Below are 15403 nucleotides of genomic sequence, written 5' to 3'. Positions count from 1 at the left end.
GACGTCGGAAGGCTGAGTGGAGGGATTGATCCGGGGGTGGGAGCGCAGCGACCGTTTGGCGCAGCCAAACACAGCGAGAGGAGGTGCAGCGAAGCAAACCGTAGGCGCTGCGCCCGGATCGATCCCGCAGCGAAGGAACCCCGAGCCCCAGCGAGCGGGCCGTACGTAGGAGCAAGCCTTTTTGGTTACTTTTTCGGCGTCTGGAAAAAGTGACCCGCCGTAAGGGCGGAACCCTAAGCAGCCGTTACCGCAGCAACGGATACCCCCCCAATCCAAGCCCAAAAAAAAGCCCCTCAACCGAGGGGCCCCTTCCACAAACCAAAACCCAAAACCCAAAACCCAAATCAGGTCATCTGAATAATGGTCTGCATAATCGTGCTCTGAGTCGAAATGGTCTTGGCGTTCGCCTGATAGTTACTCTGCGCCTTGATCAGGTCCACCAGCTCATTGGTCAAGTTAACGTTCGACTCTTCCAGCGAGTTCGACACGATCGCGCCCAACGTACCGGTTTTCGGCGAATCAACCCCGGCCACACCCGACGCGAAAGTCTCCTTCCAGCGCGTACCGCCAATCGGCTGCAGACCCTGCTCGTTGGCAAAGCTCGCTACCGCTACCTGACCAATCGCCTTGGTCTGCTGGTTGCTGAAGTTAGCCGTCATCACCCCGGTCGAATCGATGGTCAGACTGGAAATCTGCCCAGTCGCGTAACCGTCTTGATACTGCGCAGTGCGCGCCGTCGGAGAGTTATACGAAGTGGTCAACGCCGTGTTGAAGGCGATACCGGTACTGTTGGCCTTGGAACCGTTCGGCCCCCAAGTCACTGGCGAGGTCGTCGCGTTGGTCACCACACCAGGAATCCAGCCGTTCATGGTCAGGGTGTTGCCGGATTTGACCCAGCCAGTGCCCGCCGTCAAGGTCGCGATGGAACCATCAGAGTTGAAGGTGATGTCGTGAGTCATCGGCGTCAAGGTGTTGCTGGTCGGATCCGATGGGGTACGACCATCCATGTAGGTGTAGACGCTCCAGGCATTGGTACCCGTTTTCACGTAGTACTGATCCATGCGGTGCTCGTTACCCTGAGTGTCGTAGACCGGCGTCGAAATCAGCTTGTTGTAGCTGTTCAGATCGGTCGGACTGAACGGCGCCACCGTTGGCTTGGTGTCTTCCGAGTTCACGTTCATGGTCTGGTCGATCTTCGACGTTGCGTTCGGCTTGAGGGCCGAGGTGTCGATCTTCAGGTCGGTCAGCACGCCGGTCATGATCTTGCCGTTGGCATCAACGCCGTAACCCTGCAGGCGGTTACCGTTGTTGTCGACTACGTAGTTTTCAGCGTCAGTCTTGAACGCACCCGCACGGGTGTAGCTCAGCGAACCGTTGTCGCTGAGGATGAAGAAACCGTTGCCCTGGATAGCCATGTCCAACACGTTGCCGGTGTTGCTCACGTCACCCTGACCGAACTGCTGGGACACGTTGGCCAGACGCACGCCGTTACCGACGGTCTTGCTGCCAGTGCCCAGGCGCGTGGCCGAGTACACGTCTTCGAATTCTGCACGGGACGATTTGAAACCGGTGGTCGCGACGTTGGCGATGTTGTTACCGGTCACGTCCAGTTGTTTGTTGGCTGCATAGAGACCGCTAAGGCCGATATTGAAAGACATATTCCACTCCTTTGTGCCGGTTAGTCGGCTCTATATACCAATGGTTTGTACTTTGGACAGCGCGACGCTGCCCAGGCCTGCCAGGTTCAGCATCAACTCACCGCCGGTCTGGCTGATGGTCACGCTGTTAACGGTGGCCGGCAGATACGTAACCAGCGAAGTCGCCTTGCCGTCGTACGTGGCGCTGGCGGTGAACGTGTAAGTGCCCGCTGCCGCGACCGCGCCGGACGTGTCTTTGCCGTCCCAGATGAAACCGGCATTGCCAGCGGTCTGGTTGCCCATGTCGATGGTGCGCACGACTTTGCCGTCGGCATCTTTGATCGACAGCGAGACAGCGCCGGAGGCCGGAACCACCACGGTGCCGTTGAGGCTCTTGCTGGTATCGACCACCGCCTTGTCGGTCTGGGCGATGACCGAACGGCCCACCAGCGACGACGCTTGCAATGCTTGCGACGAGTTGTAGTTGCCGGCAATCCCGCTGACGGTGGAGTTCAGCGTGGTGATGCCTTCCAGACTGCTGAACTGCGCCAACTGAGCGACGAACTCACTGTTGTCCTGCGGGTCGAGCGGGTTCTGGTTTTTCAGCTGGGTGACCAGCAATTGCAGAAACGCATCTTTGCCCAGGGCCTGTTTACCGGTGGCACTGTTGGTGGCCGCAGCCAGACCATCAGTGGTCGTCCCGGTCTTGACCGAAGAATTGGCCAATACGTCTTTAATGCTTACGCCGCTGGTGGAATCGGAAACACTCATGGCAGTCGCCCCTTATTACTGACCGAGGGTCAGCACCTTCTGCATCATGGTTTTGGCGGTGTTCATCATTTCGGCGTTGGTCTGGAACGAACGGCTCGCGGAAATCATGTCAGCCATTTCTTCCACCACGTTGACGTTCGGGTAGTAGACGTAGCCCTTGGCGTCGGCGGCCGGATGGTTCGGCTCGTAGCGCGCTTCGAGGTTGCTCTGGTCTTCGACCACACCGAGCACCTGCACACCTTGACCGGCCGCGTCCTGACTCTGGAACAGCGAGTTGCTGCCGCTGTTCTGGCCGCCCTGGAACATGGTGGCGAATACCGGGTGACGGGCGCGATAGGTCTGGTCGATGCTCGACGAGACGGTTTCGGCGTTGGCGATGTTCGAAGCCACGGTGTTCAAACGCGTGGTTTGTGCGCTCATGCCGCTGCCGGCAATGTTGAAAACGCTGGACAGGGACATGGATTACTCTCCGCGCAGGGCTGACACCAGCCCTTTGAATTTGCTGTTGAGCAGGGTGAAGCTGGCCTGGAAGCCGACGGCGTTTTCCGCGTAGTTCGACTGTTCCAGTTGGGCGTCCACAGTGTTCTGGTCGATCGAAGGCTGCATCGGTGTGCGATACATCAGCGATTCGTCGCCATTGCCCAGACCTTCGGCCTCGATATGACGGCTGTTGGTCATGTTGAGGGCAAAGTTGCCGCCTTTTTTGGTTTTCTCGGTCTGTGCTTCCAGCACTTTGGAGAAGTCCAGATCCCGAGCTTTGTAGTTCGGGGTATCGGCGTTGGCGATGTTGTTGGCCAGGACTTCAGCGCGCTGGGCGCGGAAGCCCAGGGCTTGTTCGTGAATGCCGAGCGCTTTATCGAAGCTGATGCTCATGTCGGGAACCTTCGGGTGACCGGTTTTTCGTAACTGAGCTTTAGCAAGCGGCGTGCCAAAGCGAAAAAACCCCGTAAACCGGGGCTTCGCGGGCAATCGGCAAAGCGGCAATGCCAGAAAAGCGGCAACCGGTTTCCGCCGAATGCCGCTTTTCTGCCGCTTCTTCCTGTTAACACCTCCCCCTGTAGGAGCTGCCGAAGGCTCGGGCCGCGATCGGACGATCTTTTGATCTTGTTCTTAAAAAACAAAATCAAAAGATCGCAGCCTTCGGCAGCTCCTACAGAGGGGGATGTGAGAGGCATAAAAAAACGGCAGGCCTTTGCGGGCCTGCCGTTTTTTGCTGTTGCCGATGCAATCATTTCGCCTGGTAAATGATCCCCGGGCTGCACTGCACCATCTGGTAATGGTCCGGCAAACCGTTCAGCGCTTCGGAAGCGCCAAGGAACAGATAACCGCCCGGCTTCAACGTGCTGTGAATGCGCAACAGGATGTCTTTCTTCACTTCGGCAGAGAAGTAGATCAACACGTTGCGGCAGAACACGATGTCGAACTTGCCCAGCGCGGCATAGCTGTCGAGCAGGTTGAACGAGCGGAATTCCACGCGGTTCTTGATCGGCGCCTTGATCACCCAGCGGCCCGGCCCTTTCGGGTCGAAGTAACGCTGCAGACGTTCCGGCGACAAACCGCGACCGATCGCCAGGCTGTCGTACTCGCCCGTCTTGCAGTTGGTCAGCATCAGGCCGGACAAATCAGTGGCAACGATCTGCACACCCATCTTCAACTGGCCCAGGTTGCTGCGCTCGAACTCGTCGATCGACATCGACAGCGAGTACGGTTCCTGGCCCGACGAGCAGGCTGCCGACCAGATCCGCAGACGCTGGTTGGGGCTGGCCTTGATCGCTTCAGGCAGTACCTTGTTCTTCAAGACTTCAAACGGATAGGTATCACGAAACCACAGGGTTTCGTTGGTCGTCATGGCATCGACCACCTGCTCGCGCAAACCGCTGCGCGGCTGGGTCTGGATGCGCTGAACCAGCTCACCCAGGGATTTGATGCCTTGCTGCTCCATCAGTTTGTTGAGACGGCTCGAGACCAGGTACTGCTTGTTTTCACCGAGCAAAATGCCACAGGCTTTTTCCAGGAAGACCCGGAACTGTTCGAAATCCAAATTACCCGTAGACAATGATGCCGCCTCTTAAATCGTGTTGACCGCCAAGGGCAAAACGCCCTTAGCTGATATCTGCTGCTTTGATCCGGTCGACTACCCGGGATGCCAGGTCATCAGGACGGAATTTGGCCAGGAAGTCATCAGCACCGACTTTCTTGACCATCGCCTGATTGAATACCCCGGACAACGAAGTATGCAGGATGATGTGAAGCTTTTGCATGCGCGGGTCAGCGCGGATCTCGGCCGTCAGGGTGTACCCGTCCATCTCCGGCATCTCGATGTCGGAGATCATCATCAGGAACTCTTCTTCCGGCTTCTTGCCCTCATCGACCAGCTTGCGCAGGTAATCCAGCGCCTGCTTGCCATCGTTCAGCGCCACCACTTCGACGCCGATCGTCTGCAGGCAACGCGTGACCTGCTTGCGCGCCACTGACGAGTCATCGACCGTCAAGACCCGCAGCGACAACGCCTTGGTCTGGGTCTCGACATCGACCACGCCCACCGAAATCGCTTCCGGTGTCGGCGCAACTTCCGCCAGCACTTTCTCGACGTCGATGATTTCGACTAACTGATTGTCCACCCGAGTCACAGCGGTCAGGTAATGATCGCGACCCGTGCCCTTGGGCGGCGGATGAATCTCTTCCCAGTTCATGTTGACGATGCGCTCCACCGAGCGGACCAGGAAACCCTGGGTCTTGGTGTTGTACTCCGTGATGATCACGAACGGGTTGTTCTTGTCTTTCAACGCACCCGAGCCGGTTGCCATTGCCAGATCCAGGATCGGAATGGTCGCCCCTCGAATATTCGCCACCCCGCACACGACAGGACTGGACTTGGGCATCAACGTCAGCGACGGGCATTGCAGCACTTCCCGCACCTTGAACACGTTGATTCCATAGAGCTGCTGACCGTCAAGCCGGAACAACAACAGCTCCAGGCGATTCTGCCCCACCAGTTGCGTGCGCTGGTTCACCGAATCCATTACACCAGCCATGCCCAGACTCCTACACCAACGCCAAGTGTTGTTGCGACGCACATTCATTGCTAAACGGCACGGCGCTTGCTTTTTAACTCGTATGAACGCTCAAACGACATTTTTCCGACGCCTGACATCGCCCCTCCGCAGAGGGCTTTGTGCCGCGTGCGCCATTTGCTGCTTTTTTGCTGGCAGCCCTGCCATTGCTGATGCGGTTACCTTGCCTGACATGCTTATCGGCGTCACTCAGGGCTTTCTTGAGTTCACCGTAGAAGACTATCTGGCCACCAGTCAAACCGAAGGCCGCTATGAAATCGAGGTCAAGCAACTCGATCCACGTATGCGCATGCCTATGTGCGACAAGGAATTGACAGCCACTTTGGAGAGCCCGGCACGTCCTTTGGGCCGGGTAACCGTGAAGGTTCGCTGTGAGGGATCCTCACCCTGGACCGTGTTCGTGCCCGCTCAAGTCCGCCTGTTTCGCGAGATTGTCACCACCACCCGGCCACTCAAGCGTGCCGGAATTATCGAACCGCAAGACGTGACCTTGCGCGAACGCGACGTCAGCCTGATCAATCAGGGCTTTCTGACCTCGGTGGACGAAGCGATCGGGCAAAAATTAACCCGACCAACGGTCGCCGATCAGGTGATTACCCTGGTCCATCTGGAACAGGCCGAAGTCATTCGCAAAGGCGATCAAGTGGTGATTACCGCCCGCAGCGGTACGCTGGCGGTACGGATGCCGGGCGAAGCCCTGTCCAACGGCGGATTGAAAGAACAGATCCGGGTGAAAAACCTTAACTCCCAACGGGTCATCAAGGCGCAAGTCACCGCGCCAGGCCAAGTGGAAGTAGCAATGTAGAAAACTGGCGCTGATCCCGGCTGTTCCCTAAACTGTGCCGCAGCAGGACTCGCGCCGGCGCATGCAAGGTTCATTGGTAAATGCGCCTAAAGTTTTCCAGGGGATGGCCGAAAACATGGCAAGCGTCCAAATTCCCAGAGGTTTTTATCATGGTCATCGATTTCAGCCGTTTGAACAGCTCCTCGTCACTTACAGGCAGTACACGTACCAGCGCGCCTAAGGAAACCGCCGAAAACGGCACTTCCGCGCCGCTGAATACCCCGGCCGAATCGGCCAGTACCGCAAAAAGCGGGGAATCGGTACACCTCAGCAATGAGGCTCAACAGTTGCAGAAGATCACTGACAAGCTGCGCGATCAACCTGCTGTCGACAAAGCCCGTGTGGCCGAGTTGAAAGCCGCGATTGCCGATGGCAGCTATAAAGTCGACAGCAACCGTGTAGCCAGCAAACTGCTCAACTTCGAAGCCCAGCGCTAGGCCAACGCCAGCGCCAGGCTTTTGGACGCTTAAAACCCAAGGCCAGCCATGCACGACACTAATTTATTGCAACTGATCATCGACGACTTTGCTCCAGCTCAACATTTGCTGGAGTTATTGCAAACCGAGTCCCTCGCTTTGCACGGTCGTGACATGCCCCTGCTGGAAGAAGTTCTGGCACGCAAACAGGCGCTGATCATTCTGCTCGAACAGCATGGCCGCAAACGCAGCGAGATCCTCGCCAGCCTTAACCTGCCGACCAATCGGCAGGGGCTTGAGCAATTGGCCAGCCAATCGAGCATTGGCGAACAATTGCTCAGCCAGAGCGATTTCCTCACCGACCTCATCGCGCAATGCCAGGCGGCCAACGTCAACAATGGCCAATCGATCCTGGTCCAGCAGGCCTCCACGGCCAATCAGCTGAAGATCCTCACCGGCGGCGAGCCGCCAGCGCTCTACGACGCCAGCGGTGCCTTCTCCAAGCTTGCGAAGCCGCGCGCGCTCAGTCAGGCGTGAGCCGTTCGATGCCTGCGCTCTATCAACCTGCGAAACATGCTGGCAAAATGCTGGCTAGTCGTAGTCAAATTTTGTCTGGAGATTGATTCAACGTGTCCAACGTCCTTAGCGCGGATGATGCTCCGCAGCCACCAAAGGTGCTCACCACACCTCTGGAAATCTCCAGCAACCTGCGCCAGCTGCAAGAAAGCCATGATCCGCTGATCATCACCTTCCACGAGCGCAGCCAGCGTTTCCAGAGCTACCTGATCAAGGTCGACCGTGACACCGGGACGATCGCTCTGGACGAAATGATCCCACGCGACGGCGAGCGTTTCTTGCAGGCCGGTGAGCCGTTCAAGGTCGAAGGTTTTCATGAAGGCGTGCGCATCGCCTGGGAATGCACCGGCACGCTGAACATCGAAGAGTCCGAAGGCGATCGCTTTTACACCGGCGAGCTGCCGACCGAGGTGGTTTACCACCAACGTCGCAATGCATTTCGCGCCGCGCTGAAACTGACCGATCTGGTCAGCGTTGAACTTGGCGGCGAAAAGCTCAAGGCGCCTATCAACGGCAAACTGCTGGATATTTCCGCCACCGGTTGCAAGCTGCGCTTCGAAGGCGACATCACTGACCGCCTGCAACTGGGCCAGGTCTACGATCGCATGATCGCCCCGCCACTGTTCGGCAACCAGCCGATCTCTGTCGAACTGCGCTATCTGCACTTCGAAGAAAAACTCAACATCACCTTTGCCGGTTTGCGCTTCCACAACATCAGTGGCCAGGCTGCCCGCAACGTTGAGCGTTTTGTTTATCAATTGCAGCGTGAAGCACGGCGTTTCGACAAAGACGACATGTGATTCAGACGCGCAAACAAGAAGGGCAGTCCTTGGCGGGACTGCCCTTTTTTGTGCTCAAACGATCCCACAGCAATGAGCTCCCCTCACCACAGAGACAGGGTCAACTGCAGAGACTCTTTACTGCAGAGTCATAGGCTCACTACTGATGGCTGCGACTCCAGGATATCAAGGTCTGCCACCACTGATGTCCGGCGTCGGTTTATCGCTGTCATCATCCGCACCAGCCTCAACCACAGGTTCAGGCTGCACCTCAGGTTCCGGATCAGGTTGCGACTCAGGCTCCGGTGCCACGGTGTTCTGCATCTGATCCTGCACTACCTGCTCATCCACGCGCGGGTCCAGCGCAGCCACCAGTGGCGAACTGGACATGCTGTCCGGCATCGCCACGTGATGCAGTGGTGCATCGTCGACCTGATGCAAGTTGGTTACAGCTTTCGGGCGGATTCGCCACACCAGTACCAAGGCAAAGAAGCTGAAGAATGCATACAGACTCTGGCTGCCAAACAGCTTCATCAGCACACCCGCCAGCAACGGCCCGATGCTCGCCCCTACACCATAGGTCACCAACAGCATCGCCGTCAGCGAAACCCGGCGATCACCCTCGACGTGGTCGTTGGAGAAGGCCACCGCCAGCGGATACAGACAGAACTGCACCAGCGAACAGAAGAAACCGACAATGAACAACACCTCCAGCGGCACCTGCGGCATGATCGCCAACGGCAACGCCGCGACCGCCAGGAACCCGGCAAAACAGCGAATCAGCAAGGCCCGGTCGTAACGGTCGGACAACCAGCCCAACGGCCACTGCACCAACAAACCGGCAAAGATGCAGCTTCCCATGAACAAACCGACCTGTTCGGTCGACAGCCCTTGCTGCGAGGCATACAACGGTGCCAGACCGTAGAACGAACCGATGATCAGACCGGCACCGAGCACGGTACTCAGCGACTGCGGCACGCGCTTGATAAAGAAGCGCGGCTCCATCGGCGCCGGATGCAGCGGCGCCGGGTGAATCCGTCGCGTCAATGTCACCGGGACCAGGCACAGCGCAAAGCACAGGGCGACCAGCATCAGCAGCTCCAGGCCCAGGCCCGGGTGCATGACCAGAATCAGTTGGCCCAGCACCAGGCCAAGATACGAAGCGATCATGTAGCCACTGAACACCAACCCACGCTGGTTGGCGTCCGCCTGCTCATTGAGCCAGCTTTCGATCACCATGTATTGGCACATCATGCCCAGACCGACGATGGTCCGCAGTACCAGCCATGCCGGCAGCCAATCGACCAGACCATGACCGAGCACCGCCGCCCCGACAATGCCGGCACACGCCGAATAAGCCCGGATATGCCCGACCCGCGCAATCAGCCGGTGGCCAATCTTGCCGCCCAGTACCAGACCGAAATAGTTGGCCGCCATCAGCGCGCCGACCCACAGCCCGTCGACATGGTCAGCGGCCAGGCGCAACGCCAGGTAAGTAGAGAGAAGGCCCGAGCCGATCAACATCATCAGCGAGGCGAAATACAGCGCTCGAAAGGATTTCCAGATTTGGCGCATCGGCGTTCCGAGCGGCTCCTTGCAGTGAATACCGGGCTATCAAAACGATAGCCCGATGGCGACAGTTCGTCAGGCCTGGGCTGCTAGAACACGCCGTTCCCAGGGAGTGATTTCGTCAAAGAAGCTGGTCAACTCCATGGTCTTCGAAGCGATGTAGCCTTCGATGAACTCCTGTCCGAACAGTTCCCTCGCCAATTGGCTACGTTTCAGACGATCAAGCGCGGCATGCAAGGTACACGGCAGCGAAAGGTTGTCCGGCACCTCGAACTCCCCTTGAATGGCTTCAGTCGGCTCCAGCTCATGCTCAATACCGTGCAAGCCCGCAGCCAGACTGGCGGCAATCGCCAGATACGGGTTGGCGTCGGCGCCTGGCAAACGGTTTTCGACCCGACGAGCGACCGGCGAACTGGCGGGAATACGCAAGCCAGCGGCGCGATTGTCATGGGACCAGCAGGCGTTGTTCGGCGATGCGTACGGATGGCACAAGCGCTGGTAGGAGTTCACGTTGGGTGCAAACAGTGCGGTGAACTCGGCCATGCCCGCCTGCTGCCCACCGATGAAGTGGCGGAACATTGCCGTCGGCTGGCCGTTTTCGTCGCTGAAGACATTCTTGCCACTGTTGATGTCGACGATGCTCTGGTGAATATGCATCGAACTGCCCGGCGTATGCGCCAGCGGCTTGGCCATGCACACCACGGTCAGACCGTGCTTGAGCGCGACTTCTTTGAGCAGGTGTTTGAACAGAAACGTCTGATCGGCCAGCAGCAACGGATCGCCGTGCAGCAGATTGATCTCGAACTGGCTGACGCCCATTTCGTGCATGAAAGTGTCGCGCGGCAGACCGAGGGCGGCCATGCATTTGTAGACTTCGCTGAAGAACGGGCGCAGTCCATTGTTGGAACTGACGCTGAACGCCGACTGGCCATCCTCGCGACGACCATCGAGGCCGACTGGTGGGCGAAAGGGTTGGGTCGGATCTGTGTTGGGGGCGAAGATAAAAAATTCCAGTTCGGTCGCCACCACCGGCGCCAGACCGCGCGCCGCGTAGCGTGCGATGACCTTCTTCAACTGGCCACGGGTCGACAGATTGGAGCTTTCGCCGGTCAGTTCATCGGCGTCGCAAATGGCCAGGGCACGCGGATCGTCGCTCCACGGCAAGCGATGGATCTGGCTCGGTTCGGCAATCAGGGCAAGATCGCCGTCATCGCTGCCGTAAAACCGCGCCGCGGGATAACCACCCATGATGCATTGCAGCAGCACGCCACGCGCCAGCTGCAAACGCCGCCCTTCGAGGAAACCCTCAGCGGTCATTACCTTGCCTCGCGGCACGCCATTCAAATCCGGCGTGACACATTCAATCTCATCAATGCCCGTCAGTCGCTGTGCGAGTGAACGCTGGCCATCGGTTGTCATGACGCTATCCTTGTTATTGTGCGAGCCGCGAACGGCGACTCGTACAAAATAGGCTTCGGCTGTTCGCAATATCAAGCAGCGTCACACAAAATAACCACACCCGAAAGCGCCCTCTGTAGGAGCTGCCGAAGGCTGCGATCTTTTGATCTTGCTTTCAAGAACAACATCAAAAGATCGCAGCCTTCGGCAGCTCCTACACAAGGCATGCTTTCAGGGCAGGTAGAGGCTGAATATGCCGCCGCCCAACGGACCGCCGTTGCGGATTTCCGTGCGACCTTCAACACCGTTGCGCTGATGCAGCGCTGCGATGCGGTTGGCGAAATACAAACCGAGCCCGGTGCTGCCGCTGCTGTGGTTGATGCCCTGCACGTAATCGGCCTGACGCTCGAGCATCTCGGCCGGGTAACCGTCGCCGTCGTCGTTGATGCTCAGGACCAGTTGCCCGGCCTCGTCGCTGACGGTAATCAGCAGAGATTCGCGGGCATAGCGAATCGCATTGTTGATGCAGTTGCCGAGCACCGAGGCGACCAGCTCGCGATCAAAGAAACCGAGCGGGCTCAGCGGATCAACCTCATAAGTAGCGACGATGCCGCGACTGGCGAACACCTCTTGATGCGACGCCAGTTGCGCTTCGATAAAGTCATCGAGCTCGTGATAGGCCGGTTGCAGTGGCAACTGGTTGACGCCGAGCTTATACAGCCCGAGCAACTGCACCAGCATGCCATTGAGGTGGGCGAACTCGAAGTCGATCACGCCCGGCTCCGTGCCTTGGCGCTGCGCCTCAGGCAAACGCGCCAGCCATTGGCTGTGTGCCTGCATGAGCATGGCCAGCGAGTTTTTCATGTCGTGGACGGTGGAGGCGATCACCGTGGAAAAATCCAAAGCCTGCGGGTCGTGGTTCATTCGCCAAACGCCTTGCTTTTCAGCTTCTGATAACGCGCATGACGCGCGTCGGTGTCGGGCATCAGGCCAACCATTTTCAGGCAGGCCCGACATTCTTCCAGCTCCGCCGACGGCACCGAAGTGTCGGTGCCGTGCAGCAGCGACTGGGCCATGTTCAGCGCGATACTGATGTTCTTCGGTTGCATCTTCAGCGCCTTGCGGAACACCTCGCGGGCCTCCACCAGATTGCCGGTCTTGTACACGCGCACGCCCTGACGGTTGAGATCGGCAGCGGCGTTACTGGAACTGAGGATAGTCGGGTCGTCGGTGAGCTTGGCGATGTCTTTCATCACCGCCGGATCGTCGCCGTAGATTTCCGCGCAGCTCTTGAGCATCGATGTGCCCGCCTCGGCCTGACCGAGCATTTGCAGTTGCTTGGCGACTAGCAGCGCCGCCTCCGGACTCATGAACTGCTCCATGCCGTCGAGGCGCATCAACGCCTGCTCGGTGAGCTTGTCGGCGGTCTCGGCATCATTGAGCAGCAGGCTGGTGGCCTTCATCAGGCGCGCACGAATCTGCAGGCCCGGATCGGTCGGATTCTCTTTGGCCACGGCACTGAGCGTGGTGTTGATCTCCAGCCGCGTGCGCGTGTCGAGACCGCGCTCACTGCCCTTACTGATCAGCGCATGGGCCAGACCAAGGTTACTTTCCGGATCCTTGAATCGCGACTGTGCGCCTTGCGCCACGGCTTGCCGATAGGCGCGCGAGGCGGTGTCGAAATCTTCATTGGCCATCGCCAGTTTGCCGAGCAAGGCCTGGCGACGTACCGCCAGCGGCGACAGACGAATCGCCTCTTCCAGCACCTGCTGTGCGCCTTTGGTGTCACCTTCGGACACCAGCACGTCGGCCATGCCGTCATACAGCGAAGGCATCATCGGAAACACCTTCAAGGCTTTTTCGTAAACACCTTTGGCCTGTGCCACCTGACCGCGCTTGAACAACAATTTGCCCAGCCCGGCGAACGCCCATGGCAGCGGTCGGTCAGCGATGATGCTGTCGTAAAGACGCTCCAGCGCTTCATTCTGGTTCATGTCGCGCAATGCATCGGCACGGTAGCGCAGGCACAGCGGCGAATAACGGATGTCCTGCTTGCACAGGGCGATGCAAGCGTTAAGCACCTCGACCGGTTTGCCGCGATCGAGGGCTTGCAGAATCGGTTTGAGCAATGTCTTGCGCTGCTCCAGACGCTCCAGGCGCTGGGCCAGGCCAGAGCGGTTGAACGGTTTGGTCAGGTAAGCATCGGGCTCGTGCTCCAGGGCACTGAGCACCATCGCCTGACTGGTCTCGGCGGTGACCATGACGAATACCGCCTCATGGCTGATGAGCTTTTCCAGCATCAGGTCTTCGAGTACCTGCTGGCCGTTCTTCTTGCCGTCGCCGAGGTGGAAATCCTGCAGAATGAAATCATAGGACTTCTGCGCACACATCTTCAGCGCCTGCTCGCCGGTGTCGGCAGTGTCGACGTCCTTGACCCCGAGCTCGCGCAGCATTGAGCGAACGGAACTGCGGAAATCCGAGAAATCATCGACGATCAGAAAACTCTTTTGGTGATACGACAGCATCGAAGATTTCCAGGCAATTGAAGTGAGGGCAATTTCAGGCGCGCAGATGATAGCTGGCGGCCAAATGCTATCAAGCGATTTCGCGCGACTTTTAAGTCACCGAATGGGTTATCGGCCAGAAGTGGGGTTCCCTGAAGTCGGCACTTCAAGATTCCTCGTCCAACGATTACCCTGCGCGCCGGTACAACTACTCAATACGGGACTTACTTCGTGTACATCAAAGGACGCGGCATCGTGTCCGCCTGTGCATTGCTGTTTATTCAGCAGGCAATGGCGGCTGGAATGGATTGCACAAAAGCGGCGAATGCCGTCGAAAACACCATTTGCGCGAATAACCAGTTGCATGAGCTGGACGCGCAGATGGGTACGGTTTACCGCGGATTGATGAAGGTTTCAGCAGGCGCTAAACCTGAACTAAAGGCGTCGCAACGTCAGTGGCTAAACACACGCGACGAGTGCACGGATGATGTCTCTTGCCTTGAACAACGTTATCGCGAGCGCCTGCAAGTATTAAAAGTGCAATGGAAGGAAGCGGTTGTCTACAAGCCGAACGACAGTGACCAACAAGCGCTGGACGATCTGCAAAAGCGTATTCGAGCGGCGAGCAAAAGTGATCCGCAGTTTGCCCTGGAGCGGACGCTCGCTTCTTTAGCGATCAAAAGTCCACTGACTGTGTTTGACGCAGAACCGGATGAGGGTGAATACGCCGAAAAAACCCACTTCCCGAAGAACATCCCTAAGGGTGTTACCCAAAGTGAGTGGAGGGCCCTGCAGGCGTCCAACCTGGACGCGGACACCGAGCAGGGGCAGACCACGTTCAACTTGCTGGATCTGGACGAAGACGGCCAACGCGATCTGATCGTCCGGACTTACACCGGCGGCACGGGGCTGTTCAGTTTCTACGAAACCTATCGCCGTGATGGGGACCGCTTCATTCGCAGAACCGCTGCACTTGGCGAGGAATCGGGGGTCGGCAGTTCGTTGTATTCCATCAGTGGTCGCGGTGCCAATCAGGCAGTTAACTGGATCAGCATTCGTGGCAAGGTCTATGCGGCCTATCGCGACAGTGCGTACGGCGTTGATAACGTTTATTTACTCAGCCCGCTGCAAGTCAATGTCGAAGTGCCCACGCTGACGGTTAACTATCGCTATCAACTCAGCATTCCCCGTACCCAGACGAAAGAAGACCACAAGACGCCTTACACGCTGAATCCGGAACTCCACCGCGCACTTGCAAAAGGTCTGGCCACGGTCGGCAAAGACTCCTCCGACACTGGCGGGGAAAGAAAACCGCTGTGCCCTATTCCTGCGTCAGCAGAGGAACCCGAGGAGTATTACGGTTATGGCGCGGGCTATTATGTGATCGAAACGATCGCCGACTTTCCGGTGAATATCGGTAATGAATGTTTTGTCGCCAGATTGAACGACCATTTCGGCGACTACGACAAGAAAGACGGGCTGTACGCGCAACTGACAATGCGTAAACCGGGCTCGGCAGAACAAGAGCGCGAGTATGAAGTTCATGGGTGGCGACGCATTACTCAGGTCAGTACTTCAATAGGTAAAACTGGAGGCGGCGCCGCGGATTAATCTGCAGCGTACCTGCATGGATATGCCCCGACAGGCCACCCTGTTCGGGGTTTTTGGCTATGTACTGCCAGGCCTGAAACTTTTCTTACGGGCAAAGCAAAACCCCAACTGCTTTCGCAATTGGGGTTTCGGAATTTAATCTTGACGATGACCTACTCTCACATGGGGAAACCCCACACTACCATCGGCGATGCATCGTTTCACTGCTGAGTTCGGGATGGGAT

At 57.9% G+C, this 15403-nt stretch carries 15 protein-coding genes and 1 rRNA gene; 5 read left to right on the top strand and 11 right to left on the bottom strand.

Going from position 1 to position 15403, the window contains the following annotated elements; all coding sequences use genetic code 11:
* Positions 1-344: 344 nt before the first annotated feature.
* The 6 genes from flgE to EJA70_RS08385 all read right to left on the bottom strand — a co-directional run bounded on the left by flgE (position 345) and on the right by EJA70_RS08385 (position 5443).
* Complete coding sequence (flgE, locus tag EJA70_RS08410) at positions 345-1658, bottom strand: flagellar hook protein FlgE (protein WP_158830459.1); 1314 nt, start codon at positions 1656-1658, stop codon at positions 345-347.
* A gap of 30 nt (positions 1659-1688) precedes the next feature.
* The gene (gene flgD, locus EJA70_RS08405; RefSeq protein ID WP_158830458.1) at positions 1689-2408 is read right to left on the bottom strand and encodes a flagellar hook assembly protein FlgD; all 720 of its coding nucleotides are present in this window, start codon (positions 2406-2408) and stop codon (positions 1689-1691) included.
* A gap of 15 nt (positions 2409-2423) precedes the next feature.
* Positions 2424-2867 (bottom strand): flagellar basal body rod protein FlgC, encoded by a 444-nt coding sequence (gene flgC, locus EJA70_RS08400; RefSeq protein WP_003227217.1) that lies wholly within the window; start codon positions 2865-2867, stop codon positions 2424-2426.
* A gap of 3 nt (positions 2868-2870) precedes the next feature.
* Positions 2871-3281, bottom strand: a complete 411-nt coding sequence (gene flgB, locus EJA70_RS08395; RefSeq protein WP_008083696.1) for a flagellar basal body rod protein FlgB — start codon at positions 3279-3281, stop codon at positions 2871-2873.
* Positions 3282-3636: 355 nt separating this feature from the next.
* A complete protein-coding gene (cheR, locus tag EJA70_RS08390; RefSeq protein WP_007917583.1) occupies positions 3637-4464 on the bottom strand; it encodes a protein-glutamate O-methyltransferase CheR in 828 nt (275 codons plus the stop codon).
* Between the two features lie 46 nt (positions 4465-4510).
* Positions 4511-5443: a chemotaxis protein CheV gene (locus EJA70_RS08385; protein ID WP_141129900.1), complete on the bottom strand. Its 933-nt coding sequence runs from the start codon at positions 5441-5443 to the stop codon at positions 4511-4513.
* An 82-nt stretch (positions 5444-5525) separates the two neighbouring features.
* Here EJA70_RS08385 and flgA point away from each other — a divergent pair, with 82 nt between their 5' ends.
* The 4 genes from flgA to EJA70_RS08365 all read left to right on the top strand — a co-directional run bounded on the left by flgA (position 5526) and on the right by EJA70_RS08365 (position 8118).
* Complete coding sequence (flgA, locus tag EJA70_RS08380) at positions 5526-6287, top strand: flagellar basal body P-ring formation chaperone FlgA (RefSeq protein WP_081500519.1); 762 nt, start codon at positions 5526-5528, stop codon at positions 6285-6287.
* Between the two features lie 149 nt (positions 6288-6436).
* Positions 6437-6763 carry a flagellar biosynthesis anti-sigma factor FlgM gene (gene flgM / locus EJA70_RS08375; protein WP_158830457.1) on the top strand — a complete coding sequence of 109 codons (327 nt, stop codon included), beginning with the start codon at positions 6437-6439 and terminating at the stop codon, positions 6761-6763.
* A gap of 48 nt (positions 6764-6811) precedes the next feature.
* Positions 6812-7279, top strand: coding sequence for a flagella synthesis protein FlgN (locus tag EJA70_RS08370; RefSeq protein WP_158830456.1), 468 nt, complete (start codon positions 6812-6814; stop codon positions 7277-7279).
* 92 nt (positions 7280-7371) lie between these two features.
* The gene (locus EJA70_RS08365; protein ID WP_158830455.1) at positions 7372-8118 is read left to right on the top strand and encodes a flagellar brake protein; all 747 of its coding nucleotides are present in this window, start codon (positions 7372-7374) and stop codon (positions 8116-8118) included.
* 165 nt (positions 8119-8283) lie between these two features.
* Here EJA70_RS08365 and EJA70_RS08360 read toward each other — a convergent pair whose 3' ends face one another.
* From EJA70_RS08360 to EJA70_RS08345, 4 genes are all read right to left on the bottom strand, one after another.
* Positions 8284-9672 carry an MFS transporter gene (locus tag EJA70_RS08360; RefSeq protein WP_158830454.1) on the bottom strand — a complete coding sequence of 463 codons (1389 nt, stop codon included), beginning with the start codon at positions 9670-9672 and terminating at the stop codon, positions 8284-8286.
* Between the two features lie 69 nt (positions 9673-9741).
* Positions 9742-10983: a glutamine synthetase family protein gene (locus EJA70_RS08355; protein WP_177323322.1), complete on the bottom strand. Its 1242-nt coding sequence runs from the start codon at positions 10981-10983 to the stop codon at positions 9742-9744.
* A 312-nt stretch (positions 10984-11295) separates the two neighbouring features.
* Positions 11296-11988: a sensor histidine kinase KdpD gene (locus EJA70_RS08350; protein WP_158830453.1), complete on the bottom strand. Its 693-nt coding sequence runs from the start codon at positions 11986-11988 to the stop codon at positions 11296-11298.
* Positions 11985-13589 (bottom strand): tetratricopeptide repeat-containing response regulator, encoded by a 1605-nt coding sequence (locus EJA70_RS08345; protein WP_008083682.1) that lies wholly within the window; start codon positions 13587-13589, stop codon positions 11985-11987. Before EJA70_RS08345 ends, EJA70_RS08350 begins: the two co-directional genes overlap by 4 nt.
* A gap of 210 nt (positions 13590-13799) precedes the next feature.
* Between EJA70_RS08345 and EJA70_RS08340 the strand changes: the two genes are divergently transcribed.
* Complete coding sequence (locus tag EJA70_RS08340; RefSeq protein ID WP_158830452.1) at positions 13800-15179, top strand: lysozyme inhibitor LprI family protein; 1380 nt, start codon at positions 13800-13802, stop codon at positions 15177-15179.
* Positions 15180-15318: 139 nt separating this feature from the next.
* On the opposite strand, the gene rrf is transcribed toward EJA70_RS08340, so the two are convergent.
* Positions 15319-15403: ribosomal RNA gene (rrf, locus tag EJA70_RS08335) — 5S ribosomal RNA — on the bottom strand; the annotation flags it as partial.

The organism is Pseudomonas sp. PB103 (genome assembly GCF_009764635.1).
Classification (GTDB): domain Bacteria; phylum Pseudomonadota; class Gammaproteobacteria; order Pseudomonadales; family Pseudomonadaceae; genus Aquipseudomonas.
Note: the sequence above shows the minus strand (reverse complement) of the source record. Positions and strands in the feature narration are given on the sequence as shown.

Bases quoted from the DNA above. Each gene is read 5' to 3' on its own strand.
- flgM (WP_158830457.1), top strand. From the start codon at position 6,437: ATGGTCATCGATTTCAGCCGTTTGAACAGCTCCTCGTCACTTACAGGC.
- flgB (WP_008083696.1), bottom strand. From the start codon at position 3,281: ATGAGCATCAGCTTCGATAAAGCGCTCGGCATTCACGAACAAGCCCTG.
- EJA70_RS08345 (WP_008083682.1), bottom strand. From the start codon at position 13,589: ATGCTGTCGTATCACCAAAAGAGTTTTCTGATCGTCGATGATTTCTCG.
- flgD (WP_158830458.1), bottom strand. From the start codon at position 2,408: ATGAGTGTTTCCGATTCCACCAGCGGCGTAAGCATTAAAGACGTATTG.
- EJA70_RS08385 (WP_141129900.1), bottom strand. From the start codon at position 5,443: ATGGCTGGTGTAATGGATTCGGTGAACCAGCGCACGCAACTGGTGGGG.
- flgC (WP_003227217.1), bottom strand. From the start codon at position 2,867: ATGTCCCTGTCCAGCGTTTTCAACATTGCCGGCAGCGGCATGAGCGCA.
- EJA70_RS08360 (WP_158830454.1), bottom strand. From the start codon at position 9,672: ATGCGCCAAATCTGGAAATCCTTTCGAGCGCTGTATTTCGCCTCGCTG.
- EJA70_RS08370 (WP_158830456.1), top strand. From the start codon at position 6,812: ATGCACGACACTAATTTATTGCAACTGATCATCGACGACTTTGCTCCA.
- EJA70_RS08350 (WP_158830453.1), bottom strand. From the start codon at position 11,988: ATGAACCACGACCCGCAGGCTTTGGATTTTTCCACGGTGATCGCCTCC.
- EJA70_RS08355 (WP_177323322.1), bottom strand. From the start codon at position 10,983: ATGACCGCTGAGGGTTTCCTCGAAGGGCGGCGTTTGCAGCTGGCGCGT.
- flgE (WP_158830459.1), bottom strand. From the start codon at position 1,658: ATGTCTTTCAATATCGGCCTTAGCGGTCTCTATGCAGCCAACAAACAA.
- flgA (WP_081500519.1), top strand. From the start codon at position 5,526: ATGAACGCTCAAACGACATTTTTCCGACGCCTGACATCGCCCCTCCGC.